17 protein-coding genes are annotated in these 15,087 nt (G+C 44.2%); 14 read left to right on the top strand and 3 right to left on the bottom strand.

The genetic code is table 11. The features are described from left to right. Positions 1-593: 593 nt before the first annotated feature. Positions 594-1,190 carry a DUF4291 domain-containing protein gene (locus ACJJI6_RS07810; protein WP_475713049.1) on the bottom strand — a complete coding sequence of 199 codons (597 nt, stop codon included), beginning with the start codon at positions 1,188-1,190 and terminating at the stop codon, positions 594-596. A 146-nt stretch (positions 1,191-1,336) separates the two neighbouring features. After that, positions 1,337-3,568: a M12 family metallopeptidase gene (locus ACJJI6_RS07805; protein ID WP_475713048.1), complete on the bottom strand. Its 2,232-nt coding sequence runs from the start codon at positions 3,566-3,568 to the stop codon at positions 1,337-1,339. A gap of 548 nt (positions 3,569-4,116) precedes the next feature. Here ACJJI6_RS07805 and ACJJI6_RS07800 point away from each other — a divergent pair. The 4 genes from ACJJI6_RS07800 (at position 4,117) to ACJJI6_RS07785 (ending at position 8,077) form a co-directional block, all read left to right on the top strand. Then, positions 4,117-4,710, top strand: coding sequence for a TetR/AcrR family transcriptional regulator (locus ACJJI6_RS07800; protein WP_282933244.1), 594 nt, complete (start codon positions 4,117-4,119; stop codon positions 4,708-4,710). A 134-nt stretch (positions 4,711-4,844) separates the two neighbouring features. Beyond that, on the top strand, positions 4,845-5,915 hold the full coding sequence (locus tag ACJJI6_RS07795; protein ID WP_475713047.1) for a methyltransferase: 1,071 nt from the start codon (positions 4,845-4,847) through the stop codon (positions 5,913-5,915). A gap of 303 nt (positions 5,916-6,218) precedes the next feature. Next, positions 6,219-7,043, top strand: coding sequence for a transporter substrate-binding domain-containing protein (locus tag ACJJI6_RS07790; protein ID WP_475713046.1), 825 nt, complete (start codon positions 6,219-6,221; stop codon positions 7,041-7,043). A gap of 146 nt (positions 7,044-7,189) precedes the next feature. Further along, a complete protein-coding gene (locus ACJJI6_RS07785) occupies positions 7,190-8,077 on the top strand; it encodes an SMP-30/gluconolactonase/LRE family protein (protein ID WP_475713045.1) in 888 nt (295 codons plus the stop codon). A 6-nt stretch (positions 8,078-8,083) separates the two neighbouring features. Here the strand turns inward: ACJJI6_RS07785 and ACJJI6_RS07780 are convergent, their stop codons facing one another. Next, positions 8,084-9,466 (bottom strand): amidase family protein, encoded by a 1,383-nt coding sequence (locus ACJJI6_RS07780; RefSeq protein WP_475713044.1) that lies wholly within the window; start codon positions 9,464-9,466, stop codon positions 8,084-8,086. Positions 9,467-9,646: 180 nt separating this feature from the next. Between ACJJI6_RS07780 and ACJJI6_RS07775 the strand changes: the two genes are divergently transcribed. The 10 genes from ACJJI6_RS07775 to ACJJI6_RS07730 all read left to right on the top strand — a co-directional run bounded on the left by ACJJI6_RS07775 (position 9,647) and on the right by ACJJI6_RS07730 (position 14,956). Next, positions 9,647-10,228, top strand: coding sequence for an HAD family hydrolase (locus ACJJI6_RS07775; protein ID WP_475713043.1), 582 nt, complete (start codon positions 9,647-9,649; stop codon positions 10,226-10,228). An 891-nt stretch (positions 10,229-11,119) separates the two neighbouring features. Beyond that, entirely contained in the window at positions 11,120-11,389 is a 270-nt protein-coding gene (locus tag ACJJI6_RS07770; protein ID WP_475713042.1) for a hypothetical protein, read from the top strand. 122 nt (positions 11,390-11,511) lie between these two features. Next, entirely contained in the window at positions 11,512-11,847 is a 336-nt protein-coding gene (locus tag ACJJI6_RS07765; RefSeq protein ID WP_475713041.1) for a hypothetical protein, read from the top strand. Positions 11,848-11,979: 132 nt separating this feature from the next. Further along, complete coding sequence (locus ACJJI6_RS07760) at positions 11,980-12,246, top strand: hypothetical protein (RefSeq protein ID WP_475713040.1); 267 nt, start codon at positions 11,980-11,982, stop codon at positions 12,244-12,246. Between the two features lie 118 nt (positions 12,247-12,364). Further along, positions 12,365-12,697, top strand: coding sequence for a hypothetical protein (locus ACJJI6_RS07755; RefSeq protein WP_475713039.1), 333 nt, complete (start codon positions 12,365-12,367; stop codon positions 12,695-12,697). Between the two features lie 70 nt (positions 12,698-12,767). Beyond that, positions 12,768-13,106, top strand: a complete 339-nt coding sequence (locus ACJJI6_RS07750) for a hypothetical protein (protein WP_475713038.1) — start codon at positions 12,768-12,770, stop codon at positions 13,104-13,106. A gap of 159 nt (positions 13,107-13,265) precedes the next feature. Next, the gene (locus ACJJI6_RS07745) at positions 13,266-13,787 is read left to right on the top strand and encodes a hypothetical protein (protein ID WP_475713037.1); all 522 of its coding nucleotides are present in this window, start codon (positions 13,266-13,268) and stop codon (positions 13,785-13,787) included. Between the two features lie 60 nt (positions 13,788-13,847). After that, positions 13,848-14,132: a hypothetical protein gene (locus ACJJI6_RS07740; protein ID WP_444922799.1), complete on the top strand. Its 285-nt coding sequence runs from the start codon at positions 13,848-13,850 to the stop codon at positions 14,130-14,132. 94 nt (positions 14,133-14,226) lie between these two features. After that, positions 14,227-14,634: a hypothetical protein gene (locus ACJJI6_RS07735; protein WP_475713036.1), complete on the top strand. Its 408-nt coding sequence runs from the start codon at positions 14,227-14,229 to the stop codon at positions 14,632-14,634. 103 nt (positions 14,635-14,737) lie between these two features. Then, positions 14,738-14,956, top strand: a complete 219-nt coding sequence (locus ACJJI6_RS07730; protein ID WP_475713035.1) for a hypothetical protein — start codon at positions 14,738-14,740, stop codon at positions 14,954-14,956. Positions 14,957-15,087 lie beyond the last annotated feature (131 nt).

Here is a 15,087-nt window from a genome sequence, read left to right as displayed (position 1 = left end):
GGAGCGCGAGAACGGTAAGCATGAAAGAAGAAAAGGCGGGCACTACGCTCCCAGAGCTTGGGCAATCGCTTCAAGCTTCTGATTGCGCTCAGCTTTATTGAAGACGAGCGGGTTTCTAGCGTACTATGCATATAGCCACTTTGATAGTGTGATTATCAACTTGGTTAGCTGGCCCCTGGTGTTGGCGCACCTTGGGTCAGCGCCTTTTACTTACTTTTACGTCACGCTACTGTTCTCCTTTGAGAAATGAGTCTTGGATTTGTTTGAATCAACAATCCTTAAAAAACTGCTGGGTAAGACTCTAATTCCGATAAATATTCATCAATTTTACGCAGCTTTGACACTAAAACAAACTTAATAAAATCCAATAAGATCATTTTAGTGCCTATATTTTTTGTGTTTGTTTGAGAAGTCTACAGCGGGTTGTTGTATTTCTGGGGAGAAGGATAACACTGCTAGTCATTCTCTATATTGGTTTTTAAAAGTAATACCATCAGTTCAATTGAGTCCCATTTGCTGACCAAAATTTTCTTCGGACTTTGTGATTTTTAGATGTGTCACAGGGGCTTAATGTTGGTATTGGCCGTGCAGATTTACATTTCCAATTTTTCTTTTAATGAAACACTTAAGGGATACTCAGCCTCTGAGGGAAGAAGGTTTTCCGCTTGCTCTAATTCTCTAGCTTTGACTAGTTGGTGAATTCTGGAGGCGCTATCAGTTACATCAGTAATTTTCTGAATCCATTCGTTAACGTAAAGCATTACAGCTTTATTCGAAAGCCCAATCTGAATAGCTCTGTGAGGAAGGGGTTCCAGATCTAAATTCCGTTCAGGGTCCCACTGAATACGGACAGGTGTAGTTCTCTTAGCTTCCAACCATGCTTCTTTCGTTGGGTATTGATCGGTTTGGAGGCTAAGTAGGCTATTCTGTAAGGCCCATTCAAATCCTTCTCTAGTGATATCTATCGCCAGAATGCGGTTTTGTCCGCTGTCTTTTTCTCCCCAACCCGAACGGTACATCATCCATAGGAAAGAGGGTTTAATCCAGGTCATACGTTCCATTTTGAATGGTGGGGATACAAAGGTTCCGTTTTGTAGGGCGGAATTTGCAATGGCTGTGTTGTATGCTTGGTAGACGCGAATGGTGTGATTATTAAAGCTAGCGCGGATCTGGCGCGTTGGGATAGTCATTTCTTAACCTCTAAATACATACTGTAATGTTACAAGTGGTTAAGTTATTAGTAAAATTCTATGCAAATTTACTCCTCAAGAGGAGTAGTAGAGTCCGTTGATTTAGCGAAGCTCTACTACCAAATTATTAGTTAATTATTCATGCTTCAATAATCAGCACTAATCCAAACATTTTCAAAGTCGATATAACCATAGATGGTAATATACCAAGTGCCCGATTGAGGAGCGTTCAAATCTATGGATTCATAGTTGCTCCAGTTTTCAGAAGCGTAGTCGGCATTTGACTCAGTGGCGGGTTCACCGTGCTTGATGTAGAGATCTGCATCACCAACGGAGTTGAATAGAGCAGCCCCCGTAGCTACAGAAAGCTGGGTCGCTCCTTCAGGAACTTCAATCTTAAACTCTAATTGATCTCCTGCATGGCCATTCAGGTCAGAGATAACCTCGCCAGGGATTAAAAATTCATCAGAAGATGATTCAGTAAAAGAGCCGACCAGGGATACTTGATCGAAGTCTGAGTAGCCGTGGAGCATGACATGCCAGATCCCGGGAGTTGGGTTTGCTATAGCAACGGACTCCTCATTACCACCTAAATAGGGCCGATAATCATAGACCGATTCAGTAGGTCTGCTAGCAAAACGAATATAGAGATCCGCATCGCCACTACCACCGGTTATCTCAAATGAAAGGTCGCTGGTATTTTCCGGTACGGTGATGGTGTAGAACAACGACTCTCCTGCACTGGCATTAAGACCGCTGGCAGGTTTCTGATTAACCAGAATATTGTCGGACTGATCAGCCAGGGTTACCGTTGCCGTTAAATCTACACCCTCGAAGGAGCGTTCGATAGGAGACAGTAATATGTACCAGCGGCCGGTTTCCGGCGAAGTGATCTCAATATCTTCAATATTGCCGCTATTTTCAGAACTGAAGTCAAAATCGGCTGGGGTAGGTTGGCGATTATAGGCCACGTACATATTCATTTCACCGCCCAGTTCATCGCCTGAATTGTCAGTAATAACTGTCAGGGTTTGAGCATTTTCGGGCACGTCGATATGGAATACTTTTTCGCCTTTACTACTTAAGTTCTCTCGCGTTTTTGATGGAATAAGAGTTAGCTCTGCCTCCTCATCACAAACTAATGAATTACCACCTTTAGCGGGGCTGAAGCTAATGCTCCCTTCATTAAGATAAGAATCAATTAACTCAAGTGCCTCGCAGGAGTAGACATCGAGGAGGTTGTCCGTAACATCAATATCGTTTAAGAAATGTCGGTCCATTACCCATTCGAATTGCGCAGTATCCAAGTAGTTGCCGGCAATATTTAACGTTTCTAGACGTTTAGGTAATTCGGGTAACTCTGTGAGGTTTTCATTAACAGCGGTTAAGTGCTTTAAGTATCGGAATACGTGAATACCTTGCAGTGACTGGATTTCCCCGTTGCCTGGGGTGCGAATTTCTTCAATGTTTGCCGCTTCCAGGCTGTCAATCTCACCATCGTTGTTTGTGTCGAAATAGGACGTCAAATATGACTTGAATGCAGGGTCAGGAATATTAATATTGACCGCGCCATAGTGGGATGCTGCAGCAACCTGGTCACCGCCGCCCAAGTCGATACGCTGGGCCATAATACGGCTGAAGTGCTCATAACCCGATTTAGGGATAATAGTTTCTTGCCCATTAACCGAAAATGCACGTGATGGATAGTGCATTACAGACAGGAAGTCATAGTTACTGTAGTTGTGGGTTTGCCGTATATCAAAATTGTGGACATACTCGGGTTTAATATTATCTTCAATGATTTCGACATATTCATCACGATCAGATCGCTGATGTTCATGCCTCATACCAATAACATGGCCCAATTCATGGACAATAATATACTTGGTATCCCAGTTGTTCATGCTGAAGAATTGCCCGCCGCCAGTCTTTCCAACCATGGAGCGGTTTTCAGTTCCGTTTCTTACGTGAACGTAGTCAGATTGATCAGTGCGTCTTAAAAATTGTAAGTCTGCAATTTCTTCCCAGACTTTGGTGGCGTCGATAAAACGCTGTTGATTTTCTTCAGTGACACTATCGTAAAAGTCGTAATATATGATTCCATCAGGCCACTTATTCGCTGATATTTCAACAGCGGACATAATGCTAACTTGACCGGAATCCTCCTGAACTGGCTCCAGCATATCTCCGGTCAGCTGGTATAGATTGCCATCAATAATGACTTGGCTCGATTTGGGTTGCTCTTCCAATTGAGCAAACTCATTGCCGGTGTAACTTGGTATCGTTATATCTACAGCCTGGCTGTATGCCATTGCAGACTGAAAAGTTATAGTTAGGGTTGCTGAAATTCCCAGTGCGGTACTGGTAAATAGTTTCATTTTCATGTTCCTGCTTTGAAAATGTTTTTAAAGTTTTGCCAAACTTTTATCCATAAATAGTCGAGTAGGAGGCATGTCTGATTAACTCTGGCAACAAGTTAAATCAGGATGAATATGCCGCCGCGCGGGAGAATACCGATGTTTGGATTTGAGGTCGATAGGTGGCTTTAAGTTGATTCAGAATGCGAGATTTGATTCGTGGCATTTCTGGAAGGGCGAACTCACGAACGAGATAAAATGTAGAGGATGACTATCAATTTTCGAATGTATATCTTGGTGTTATTAGCAATACTTGTATTCTGAATATTAGAGATCACCCAGGTGCTTTGTTAGCTGGGTAATTAGTGCCAGATTCAAATCCACTTGCTCTAAACTACGAATATCTTCGAGACAATTTCATATGAATGAGTGGGGTCGTATCCAGTTTGGGGATATGGGGCCACGTCAACCAGTCGTACAAACCCCTCAAATTGAACAACAAATAGCCTGGAAGGCAGTAGAGTGCCCTGTTAGCCTCTCTTGCAAGCTAGATAGGAAGGAGCGGGCCTATGCAGGAGTCGGATGTTGCCAATCGGCTAATCGATGCGGCGCGAGAGTGCTTTTTGAACGATGAGTACCAACGGGTCACAACTCGCCAGATTGCTGCTAAGGCTGGAGTGGCGGTATCGATGATTCGATATTACTTCGGTAGCAAGGATGGCCTCTATGAAGATATGATCCGCCAAACCCTTCTGCCATTGATCGAGGCCGTAGAGCAACTCAGCCTTGATGGCGATTGGGATTTTGGAGATTTCTTTGCCCTTTACTACTCCACCATGCAAGAGAATCCCAAGTTTCCGGCTCTGATCCTGAAAGTCATGGCCCTTAATCAAGGGCCGGGGAAAAATGTGATCCGTCAGCTCCTGGAGCGGGGGCGTCAAAGGGGGTCTCGGCGGTTAGCTGAAATTAAGGGTGAAGAAGCTGAACCTGAAGACCCCAAGTATGATTTACTCAGGATTTCATTTGTCAGTTTGGCTATGTTGCCGATGTTGGCCAAACCCGTCCTGGAAGAGCAAATGGGGCACGTTATGGACCCCGATTTCTTAAAACAGCTTGCAGAGTTTAATGGCCGACTTCTGAAGTCAGGTTTGCAAAGCTTATAGCGATATGGCCTCAGCAAGTTGAGGCCGGTCCCTTATATCTATTTTTAATCAGATGTTATTTCTGAGGAGTTCTTATGCCCCAGTCAATGCAAAGAAATAGGGCCGTAAATTGGGTCTTTCAACGCGCTTCTAATATGATCAATAGTATTTGTAATATTCCTAATGCTCTGATGCCGCCGCCATTTCGAGTAATGCAAATTGGATCGCTATTTTGGCAGTCTAGATGTCTGTATACGGCTGTCCGATTAAATATCGCTGATCATATTAACGGTGAAGTTGTTCCAGTAGAAAAACTGGCAAATGATTGTAATGCAGATAAAGAGCATCTATATCGATTGATGAGGATGTTGTGTGCAATGGGGATTTTTAAGGAGGTAAAAGCAAGGCACTTTTCACACAATCGAAACTCTGAAGTGTTGCGCAGTGATGCCAGTAACAGCGTAAGAAGCATGGTGCTTATGCATAACTCCCCTGAATTCAGCAAGCCTTGGTTTAATGGATTTGAAGACCATATTAAAGATGGGAGTGTGCCTTTTGAAGGTGTTTATGATCAGGAAATGTTTGATTATATGAATGATCATCAATCTGTGAGCACGCTGTTTTCGGACGCTATGGATACCGTTGATAATCTTACCGGGCTACAGTATTTACAAGATTTTGATTGGAGCAGGTTTGATAGGATTATTGACTTAGGTGGGGCAAAAGGCAGCAAAAGTGCGAGTGTCCTCTCTTCATATAAACACATAACGGCGATGGTGGTCGACAGGAATAATGTTGAGGGGACGGCAAGAGAGTACTGGAAAAACTCATTGAGTGATTCAGTTGAAGAGCGATTGGACTTCTTCCCTGCAGATATTATTAACGATAGGCTGCCGGTAGCTAATAGTGATAAGGATATCTACTTGTGTACGGCCGTTTTTCATTTACTGAATGACAGCAAGGCAAAGCGACTCCTCAATAATATTTACTCTGCCATGCAAGGGCAAAATGCTACGCTCGCCATTGTTGACGCAGTATTACCTGAGAAGGGCGCAGACCTTAATTTGGCTGCCATGGACATGCAGATGTTGATGGGAACTCGTGGGCGGGAGCGAACTTTGAGCGAATGGAACCAACTGTTTGGTGATAGTCCTTTCTACTTGGTGGAGACGGTCTCCGTACGTACCTTTGCAAAACTGATGGTGTTGAAAAAGAGAAAGGGTTAGGTGCTAAGCAGTAAGTGGGTGTCAACAAGCGCAATGTTATCAATTGTGAAAATGAAAAAACATTGCGCTTATTGTATTGGTGGCACGAATAGTCCGCTTATCAATTATAGATACGCCAGCAAACCAATATCCGTAGTAGCTTAAAGTGCAGTATCACCTGTATTGGTTTTATATACGCCTATATTTACCTATAGCCTCTTTCTGCTAGTCGACTAAGGTTTCGGCCTTTGGTGTCTCAGTGGATATTACAGAATTACTTAGGGGGCTCTGAGCCAATATATTTGAAATTACTGGATCTTAGCTATGTATCTAGTGTCCCGTCTAATAGGCAGCTTGCTAGTTTTATCGGTTATTTATGTGGGGTATGTTTGGGCTGATCTTGAGGATCGAGAGCTTGTTGCTGGGGTTACTTATGATATTCCAGGGTTGGCGTATAGAGAACCCTCTTCTGGCGCTATAGAAGGCTTTGAGCCTGACCTGGTCAGGGCAATTGGGGAGAAGTTATTTGGCGGCCCTGGCTATATAAGGCTAACCCGTGTGCTGGATGAGGATCGTATAAAGGCACTTGAAGACGGAAGAGTGGATATGGTGGTATCCCAGTTTACCATCACTCCAGAGCGCGAGGAAAAAGTGGACTTTTCGATTCCTTATTACGTCACTGGGGAGGGTTTACTGGTCCATAAAGATAGCGATATTGAAAGCTTTATCGATCTGGAAGGTAAGATAATTGCTGTTACTAAAGGCTCACTTTCCCTGAAAAGAATGCGTGCTGTCCTGCCGTCATTGGAGGGGGCCAGATTGGTTGTAGCGCCCACAAGCTCAGCAACTTTAGAGGCTGTTCAAAGCGGAAATGCTGATGCTGCCTCCAATGACATTATTAACCTGGTACTTTTGCGTAAGGCATCAGCCTATCCGACTTTATATCGTCTGGTGAATATTAGTGGAGACTTCCCGCCAAAACCCTTTGGTATCGGTGTTAAGAAAGGGAATAAGGAACTGCTCGAGCGACTAAATGCTGCTCTAGAAAGCCTAAAGGAGAGTGGGGAGATCAATAGAATGCTGGATAAGGCCGTTTCCAGTGTGGGGCCAGAGAATGATCCTGATGATACCTTCAGCGGTTCACAGTAGAGTAGTCGCCGAAGTATCCGTACAGATAAAGTCTAATTAGGGGCGATATGGCTACTAAATCCCCCAGTGTCTTCTTTTCTTTGCTTTTCAGCTCAGTCCTTTTCTTGGCTATTACTTACAGCAATTATTTACTGGGGAATTCCCCGATGCAGGCTACCCATTCGATCTTGGTGGAAACGGATGCACATGAGGGGCTTGTTTATGTACCCTCCCAGAAACGTCTCTACTTCACCAGTGTTCCAGATTTAGAGATTGAGAATCCACAGATAGCGATCCGTTACTACGACTTTATTACTGGCGAAGTTGTAACCTGGAAGCACCGAAGCAATATGGCAAATAGCATGTGGCTTAGCAATGACGGTGAACATTTATTGGTTGCAGAGCAGGGGAAAGGAGCAACCCCGGGCGCTATCAGCCGCATAAGCCTTTCAGACGGTCAACGAGAAGTGCTTGTAGATGCCTATAAAGGCAAGCCATTTAATTCACCCAATAAAGTTGTACAGTCACCCTCTGGCTGGATCTACTTCACCGATCCAGATTATGGCTACAACCAAGGCTTCAAGCCTGAGCCAATGTTAACGCCAGCTGTCTACGCTTTTGATCCTTCAACAAAAAAGTTAATTCGCTTGTCAGCGGAGTACATGATGCCTCATGGGTTGGCAATCTCTCCAACAGGCAACCAAATTTATATTGGTGATACTGCAGCTATCGATGGAAAGAACCCTTACAATCCCAAAAAAACAAAAGACATTTATGTAAGCGCTTTACTATCTCCGGAAAAATTGGAAGAGAAGCAGTGGGTGTTATCGGTACCAGTAGGGATTCCTGATGGTTTTATTGTTACTGGCCCCAAAAATGATCTGTGGGTGGCGGCAGGTGACGGACTGCGACACTATCGAGAGAACGGCTCCCTGATTAATCTTTACCCTGTTACCGGCGGTGTGTATAGCGTAGCAACTGACGGTAAAGCAATTTACTCATCAAGTAATACCGCTATATGGAAGACAGTGCCCCGAGGGGAAGAGGGGGGATAGTTCCTCTTACTTTTGGAGTGTTATTACCTGTTCGATCTGTCTAGCTACGGCAAGTAGTGCCAAATCCGCTCCGGGTAACCCATCCATTTCCAAGCCCACCGGTAATCCATTGGTACCAGGCCCGATGGGGATGCTGATGCTTGGGGCACCGGTAACTGGTGCGGAGACATTGTTGTATATCAGTGTGTCCAGGGTGGGGAGTGTCTGTCCATTTAGCTCCAGTTGGTATGAGGATGTTTCCAAGGGTTGCGCTTCGATAGGCGCAGTTGGAAATACGATCGCGTCCAGTTGATGCTGTTGGATGATCTTCGAATAGCTCTCGTGCACAGCAGGCAATTTCTTTAAGGCCGCTTGATAAGCTGAGACTGGCGGTGCCTTAGGGCCGAGCACTGATTCCTGATAGACCTCTTTCACATCCTCACTTTTGATCATTGCTACCAAACCCTCTAGTTGAGTTTGTGGTTGATAATTCGCCAGAAAATGACCCATGGCTGTCCGCATCTGATGAAGCCCGACGGGAAATCCGATTTCGAGGGCGGCGCTGACTATTGGCGAAAGGTCTACTTCTACCAGGTCTACTCCAGCATCAATAAGGGTACTGATTAGAGCCCTGAAAGACTGGTTTACTCCAGGTGAGAGGTTGTCAAATAGAGGGTGGGCAAGCCCCAAGCGCAACTGATTGATCGGCTTGCATTGGGGTACGGAGACTCCTGTCATCACTTCAAACATATAGATGGTATCTTGGACACTAACAGCCATAGGGCCGATTGTGTCAAATGCTGGCACAGAGGGTACGACTCCTTGGCTGCTAAGGCTGCCAGTTGAAGGGCGAAAGCCAACAATACCAGTTAACGCCGCCGGTAATCTGACGGATCCGGCGGTATCGGTGCCGAGGCCAGCGGGCACAATCCCCACAGCTACGGCAACAGCGGTGCCCCCCGATGAACCACCGGGGAAGCAAGCGATGTCCCACGGATTCCTTACGGCACCAAATGCAGCGTTATTGGAGGTTACGCCAAAGGCGAGTTCATGTAGATTGGTCTTCCCAACCACTATGGCCCCACATCCCTCTAGCCGCTCAACCACTGGGGCAGAGGACTTCGGCAGAAAGTTCATGCCAAGGGTCCCAGCAGTGGTATGCATACCCTTTACATTGATGTTGTCTTTAACAACGATGGGGATACCGGCAAGAGGTCTACGGTGGCTACCGGAGGCCAACTCCCTGTCAATGCATTTGGCTTTTTGAAGGGCGCCATGCCGATCGAGGCAGATAAAAGCATTGAGTTCGGAATGAGCAACTGCATTGTCACAAGCTTCTTCAATCAGTGATACTGCGCTAATCTTTCTTGCGAGCACCATCTCCACAAGCTCATGAAGGGAAGTCGTCATAGTTTGCTTACTAGCTTCTGATTGTACTTGGGATCTTAGATCATAGAGAGGAAGAAAGTAGGACGATAAGAATGATATTGGCTAATTTGATAGCACTAGCCTTGGTCTCACCGAGGTGTATCTGATGGTGAAGAGTGAGCAGCGCGTTTCTGGCCGTTGAAAATATGAGGATTATGGATTTTGAAAGTTGATGTATTACTGTTTGATCTCGGCGGCGTACTAATAGAGCTAAAAGGTCGCCCATTACCAATTGGTAAAGCGCCTGTGACAGATGTCATTATTTCCGGTCCGGTAAGGCAATTTGAGAGAGGGGAAATCACCACAGAAGAATTTGCAAACGCTTTAAAGTCCCAATTGAAAATAGAGGAATCGATAGAGACTATAATCGATCATTTCACAAACTGGCCTACGGGATTCTATCCAGGAGCAATTGAATTACTCAGTTCTCTAGAGAAAAACTACAGAGTGGCCGCATTGACAAATACCAATGAACTTCACTGGCCACGCATCACTCATGAATTTAACGCACATAACTATTTGGGCAGAATATTCGCTTCCCACCTTATAGGTATGGCAAAGCCCGATGAAGCATTTTTCAAGCACGCGCTTGAGCAGCTGGAAGTCGAAGCCAGTAGTGTTGTGTATATGGATGATATCCCTAGAAATGTAGAGGTGGCGAATAAGGTGGGTATGACTGCGTTTCATACCAAGGGTTTTAATTCGGTGTTGGAAGTGATAGAACGTTTAAATATTCAAAAATAGATTTTTGGCAGTAAGAAAGGTTGGAGGTCTAATAGACTATTGTGTAGAGGTAGTTTCTTGGCCTTAAAAATCTACTTAAGCTATCCAGACATGCCTGCCCTCAAGTTGCTCCCTCTTTCTAAATATTAATTTTTAGGAGCTTGTTCACGGTTCACGGCTAAGTTCATTCGAATGTTGGTTAGACTATAATTTGCGCCAGTTAGTAAGTGCCAGCACGGTGAAATATGATCATGATGAGTGTTATTTCTGGGTTCGGTTGAAAAACGGTGAAAAACTCTTATAAATTATGGGGTTACGTGAGTAGGGTAAAATTGAGATAGTAGTCATAGTGATCGTTTTTGCAGTTTGTTTAATCGTACCATTTTAGTGTAACTAGCTGACTTCTAAAGAGAAACTGTAATGGTGGCGGTAGATTGATTATGAGATAGTAATCAATATAATAGTGGTCAGAATGATTACTATATAAATGTTAAAGTGCAACTATGATCAGGAGAGCAGCGAGTAGAGCGTTTATTATTTGTGGGGCCTTGCTCATTCTAGCAATGGTCATAGCCACAATTTACGCAGTACTATCTGACACAATTACTGGTCGGGATATATGGGCAGCGCCTCTTCTTGGCTTCTTCACAGGGATTTATTACTTTATCTTTGTTTACCCCTGCGTCTTCGCTGGTTTGCTCTTATATAGTTTCATTAAAAAATAGGTAAGGCAGTGAATTCAAGCAATAGCACTTTAACAAATGCAGGCAACAGCGCCCCTTCGGGGCTGGACCTTCATTCCGCAGCTCCGCTGCTACATTACGGCCGTTGCTGCAGGCGTTATGTATCCATATGATTCTTCCAGAACATTATAAATTCGTTAGCGCATTCAGTTCTTTAGCAACGGGATTCTTGAGCTCGCGCTATGGATCTGAAGAAGCCTTCGAAAAGATAAAGGAAATGGCTCCAGGCTATTCGGACTCAGAGTATCGCGATGCGGTAACCGCTGCGATACAGCTGACCCGTTTAGCTAAGGAGACATACGATAAGTTTGTACCTGGAGACTATTCTACGATTGATTATGATAATTATCTAAAGGCAGCCGATTTGCTGATAACAAACTACGACCACCATGTAAAACGAGGTGTTCTAAATATCATGATACAAAATTCACTTCGCTAAGTGAGAAAACATAACAAGGCCAAGCAGCGACGCCAGCGCGAAAAGCGCACTGGCTGGACCTCGCAAAAAACGCTCGGCCGCTGTTGGCAACGTTATGTGTAAAACCAAATCAGGATTAAAGAATGAATATTCTTAGTTTTATTTACGATTTGGTCTTACGCCTACCACTATGGGCTATTTTCTCGTTGCCGTTATTTGGTTTAATGTGGTTCATAGCGAAGAAGCTAAAAAGTAAGGATTGGCCACAAGGCTTAAAAACATTATCTTTTGGTTTTGTAGCTGCGGTTTTTCTAGCCCCAATGCCCATGAGTATGTTTCTTGTACTTCTTCCAAATGGGTATCTTATGTTCTCTGGAATAAGCTATTACAAAATTGTTTGGCCTTGGCTTGCTGTATCAATACCAACTACATTTATTATTGCATCTTTAATATTTAGCAAATATGCGAAGAACACATAACAATACGCTGTTGTCGCCGCTGAAAAGCGCGGCTGGGACGTCGTCGCTGTCGCTCCTCCGCCCCAAAGCTTTGCGTTATGAGTACAAATGGCTAGATATCTCGTATTACTAATTCTTCTTTGCAGCGCATCTGTGAATGCAATTGACATTGAGCTGGTCGTCGATGACTGTGGTCCATTGGCAAGAGGTGAGTTAGGCGTTGTTTTTAGTCCAAAACCGCGAAAACAAGGCTGGTATTACTTCGCAAAAGGGGATGCGACGGATGTCTGTCCAAAGTTAATGGATGCGGTTCGCATAGTTGGTTATGAGGAAGATTACTGTAAAAACCATAACCCAATTCATCCGAAAGAATGTGAGTATTTGAAGGTATTTATTATCAAAGAGTACATCAATGAGTAGCACTCATAACAAGCCGCAGCAATCGCTCCCCTTGGTCGCTGGGACAGCCAAAACGCTACGCTTTTTTGTCTGCCCCTGTGCGGGGCGTTATGTGAGTCGAGTCATCCGAGAATGAGAAATGGATATAAATCGCGATACATACCTGACGTATCTACGCAAGGCTGATTCTGGTAATTTGTTACCGACCAATCGATTAGCGGGCTTAGAACTTAGGCTTGTCCAGGAGTTGATTAAGGAGGGATTGCTATCAGACTCTAAAGAACGCTACTTGGCAGGCGCTGAAACGAATAAAACAGTTATCACTCCCAAAGGGGCGGTTACCCTTTCCGATTGGGAACGTGACAAAAAGCAGAATACTTGGTGGTACAAAGCTGGCTCAGCACTAACCCGTTTTTTGTGGGTTATGGTCGGTGTTGTCGCTACAGTGTCTGCCAAGCTATTAATCACATAACAAGGCCCAGCAACGGGACGTGCTGAAAAACGCACGCCCTTGTGGGCAACGTTAGCTTTACGAGTAGCCAATGAAGCATTGCATCATAGAAAGGGATAGGGGAAGGATATCGGCTGATGAATGGCGTGAAGTTGCGAGTGGAGAGCCGAACTTTATAGTCACCGATAAACTGATTCAGCAAAGCCCATTTACAAAAGAGTTACTAGAAATTGAGATTCCGGGATCTGGTTACTGGGTTCCAAGCTCTATGAACTTAGAGCGATTTCCTTACGACGGGAAAGTTTGCTTTCATTTTACTGAGCATGGGGTTCGTTTTATTCAGTATGAAAATCCCTTTGACTCTGTGCTCACTGGTATTGCTAGGAAGCTAGATGCGCGAGTTAAGCTCAAGAGCGTAGATCAAAGCTAACAATCACAGGCAGCGAGGCTCCGGCCCTTCGGGCCTCTGCGGGACGTCTTACCTTATGCACGTTTTGCGCGGTCGCTTCGCTCCCATTTTCGCGCAAAGCACACATAAGGTAAGCCGCCCCTGCTGTGGGCGTTAGCTGTAAATATATGGAAATAAATTATGTCCGAAAATAATGAAGCATCATTTAGTCTTAAAGTAACTGTAAATGACATTTTACTAGTGGTTCTTATTGGTGTTACTTACATGACATACTCCGTAGCTAAATCATCTCTTGATATAGAAAAAGAGAAATATTCCCCATACATAGTTAAAACCGAGTACTTTCCTGTACGGGAAATTTCTGAAACCGTAGAAACGGCATACTTGCTAGAGAATCAAGGAGAGAAAAGAGGTTCATATTCTTTCTACGCTACATCAAATGAGTTCTGGCTTGAAAGGGAGAAGGACGGAAGAGGAAAGCAGAAAGAACTCAAGTTAAAATATGGGATAGGGAAAGGTGAGCCCGCTCGTTTAAAGTTTAAAATACATATGCCATCGAACACCCAGCTTCCAAGCTTTGCATCTTACCGGCTTACATTAACTACCCCAACTCAAGGAGTATTGCTTGATAGAAATTATTGCTATCAACTTGTTGACGGGGAAAAATATACCAATGTGGGCTGCCCCACAGCTAACAAGTAAAGGCAGTGGACGCATAAATGAGCCACTGCTTTAAGCGTTATGTTTAAGGTGTAGAATGTCGTGAATAAAGAGAATTTGATTACAGAATTCGAAGAGTTGGAGAGGAAGCATAGAGTATCTAGAGTTGTAAGCTTGTTCATCGCTATTGCTTTTGTCTTTTCAGGTATTCTTGGTCCAATATTTTTACAAGCGGGATTGTTCCCGGAGATATCTGCAAACTTAATATTTGCTGCTTTGGGTGGTTCGTTGGTTGGCTACACTGCACTGTGTTGGTCTGGTAGCAATGAATTAAAAGCACTTCGAGTAGCTATACAGTTACTCGAAGAGAAAGAGGGTAAAACATAACAAGTTTAGTCAAGGCGACGCCAAACTGCGGCGCGCCTGCTAAAGGCGTTATGTGTCCCACATCGGTTCTAACATGTCAACCTAGAGACAGAATATGACTTCAGGTATCGATGAGTTAATTAATTATCTCAAAGAAAGGGCTGACTTCTACATAAAGTACTATCAGCCAACATATGATTTTTGTGATGAAGTTGTTTTTGGCCTAAGTAAGTTCTCTACAGATGACTACAAGCTTCAAGATATTTTTCCTAGAGAAGTCATTGAAGAGCATATTCTTGAGCATTGTTTGTTACCTCTTCAGGCTGATGTAATCGGGGGAGGATTAACAAGTTATATGCCTACCAACCCAGGCGGGGCAAAAGAAATCGATTATTCTTCAACGATTTCTATCTACAAAAAGGTCGTAAATGAATGGCGCAAGAAGGATTGGGTTGAAATTGAATATGATGCCGAAAAGCTAAACTTTCCGATTGCTATAAATTTAGTCTCGATCAGAGATTGAGACATGGAACGAAAGGTTAAAATTAAAGCACATAACAAGCCAAGGCTGTCGGACGCTTCGCGCCGCAGCTTGGGGCGTTATAAACCTAAAGGGAATTACCTGAGTGAACATTAATATTTCATTGATCGGTCAGTTTATTACTATCTTTGCAATTTTTATCGGCATTATCAGTTACTACCTTGGGCGCAGGAAGACGGAAACTCCAATACTTACAGCGCTTCTCGGCGTTGCATTCTCAATTGTTCCCGTGTTCGGGCTTGTGTATGTGGTGGTCTTGATGTTCAAACGAGACATTAGTAATAGTAGCCAAGCAAGTGCGTAATTCGGTTTATAACCAAGCCAGGCAAGATCGCCCAGCCGAGGGCTGGGCTGGACAGCCTATGCTTCGCTTCGGCTGCCCTTGCTGGCAACGTTAAAGTGCAACTATGATCAGGAGAGCAGCGAGTAGAGCGT

This window comes from Microbulbifer maximicatervae (SeqCode) (assembly GCF_056232625.1).
Note: the sequence above shows the minus strand (reverse complement) of the source record. Positions and strands in the feature narration are given on the sequence as shown.

Excerpts from the sequence above, each read along its gene's own strand:
- ACJJI6_RS07805 (WP_475713048.1), bottom strand. The coding sequence starts at position 3,568 with ATGAAACTATTTACCAGTACCGCACTGGGAATTTCAGCAACCCTAACT.
- ACJJI6_RS07745 (WP_475713037.1), top strand. The coding sequence starts at position 13,266 with ATGTCCGAAAATAATGAAGCATCATTTAGTCTTAAAGTAACTGTAAAT.
- ACJJI6_RS07755 (WP_475713039.1), top strand. The coding sequence starts at position 12,365 with ATGGATATAAATCGCGATACATACCTGACGTATCTACGCAAGGCTGAT.
- ACJJI6_RS07750 (WP_475713038.1), top strand. The coding sequence starts at position 12,768 with ATGAAGCATTGCATCATAGAAAGGGATAGGGGAAGGATATCGGCTGAT.
- ACJJI6_RS07790 (WP_475713046.1), top strand. The coding sequence starts at position 6,219 with ATGTATCTAGTGTCCCGTCTAATAGGCAGCTTGCTAGTTTTATCGGTT.
- ACJJI6_RS07800 (WP_282933244.1), top strand. The coding sequence starts at position 4,117 with ATGCAGGAGTCGGATGTTGCCAATCGGCTAATCGATGCGGCGCGAGAG.
- ACJJI6_RS07795 (WP_475713047.1), top strand. The coding sequence starts at position 4,845 with ATGATCAATAGTATTTGTAATATTCCTAATGCTCTGATGCCGCCGCCA.
- ACJJI6_RS07810 (WP_475713049.1), bottom strand. The coding sequence starts at position 1,190 with ATGACTATCCCAACGCGCCAGATCCGCGCTAGCTTTAATAATCACACC.
- ACJJI6_RS07765 (WP_475713041.1), top strand. The coding sequence starts at position 11,512 with ATGAATATTCTTAGTTTTATTTACGATTTGGTCTTACGCCTACCACTA.
- ACJJI6_RS07785 (WP_475713045.1), top strand. The coding sequence starts at position 7,190 with ATGCAGGCTACCCATTCGATCTTGGTGGAAACGGATGCACATGAGGGG.
- ACJJI6_RS07735 (WP_475713036.1), top strand. The coding sequence starts at position 14,227 with ATGACTTCAGGTATCGATGAGTTAATTAATTATCTCAAAGAAAGGGCT.
- ACJJI6_RS07780 (WP_475713044.1), bottom strand. The coding sequence starts at position 9,466 with ATGACGACTTCCCTTCATGAGCTTGTGGAGATGGTGCTCGCAAGAAAG.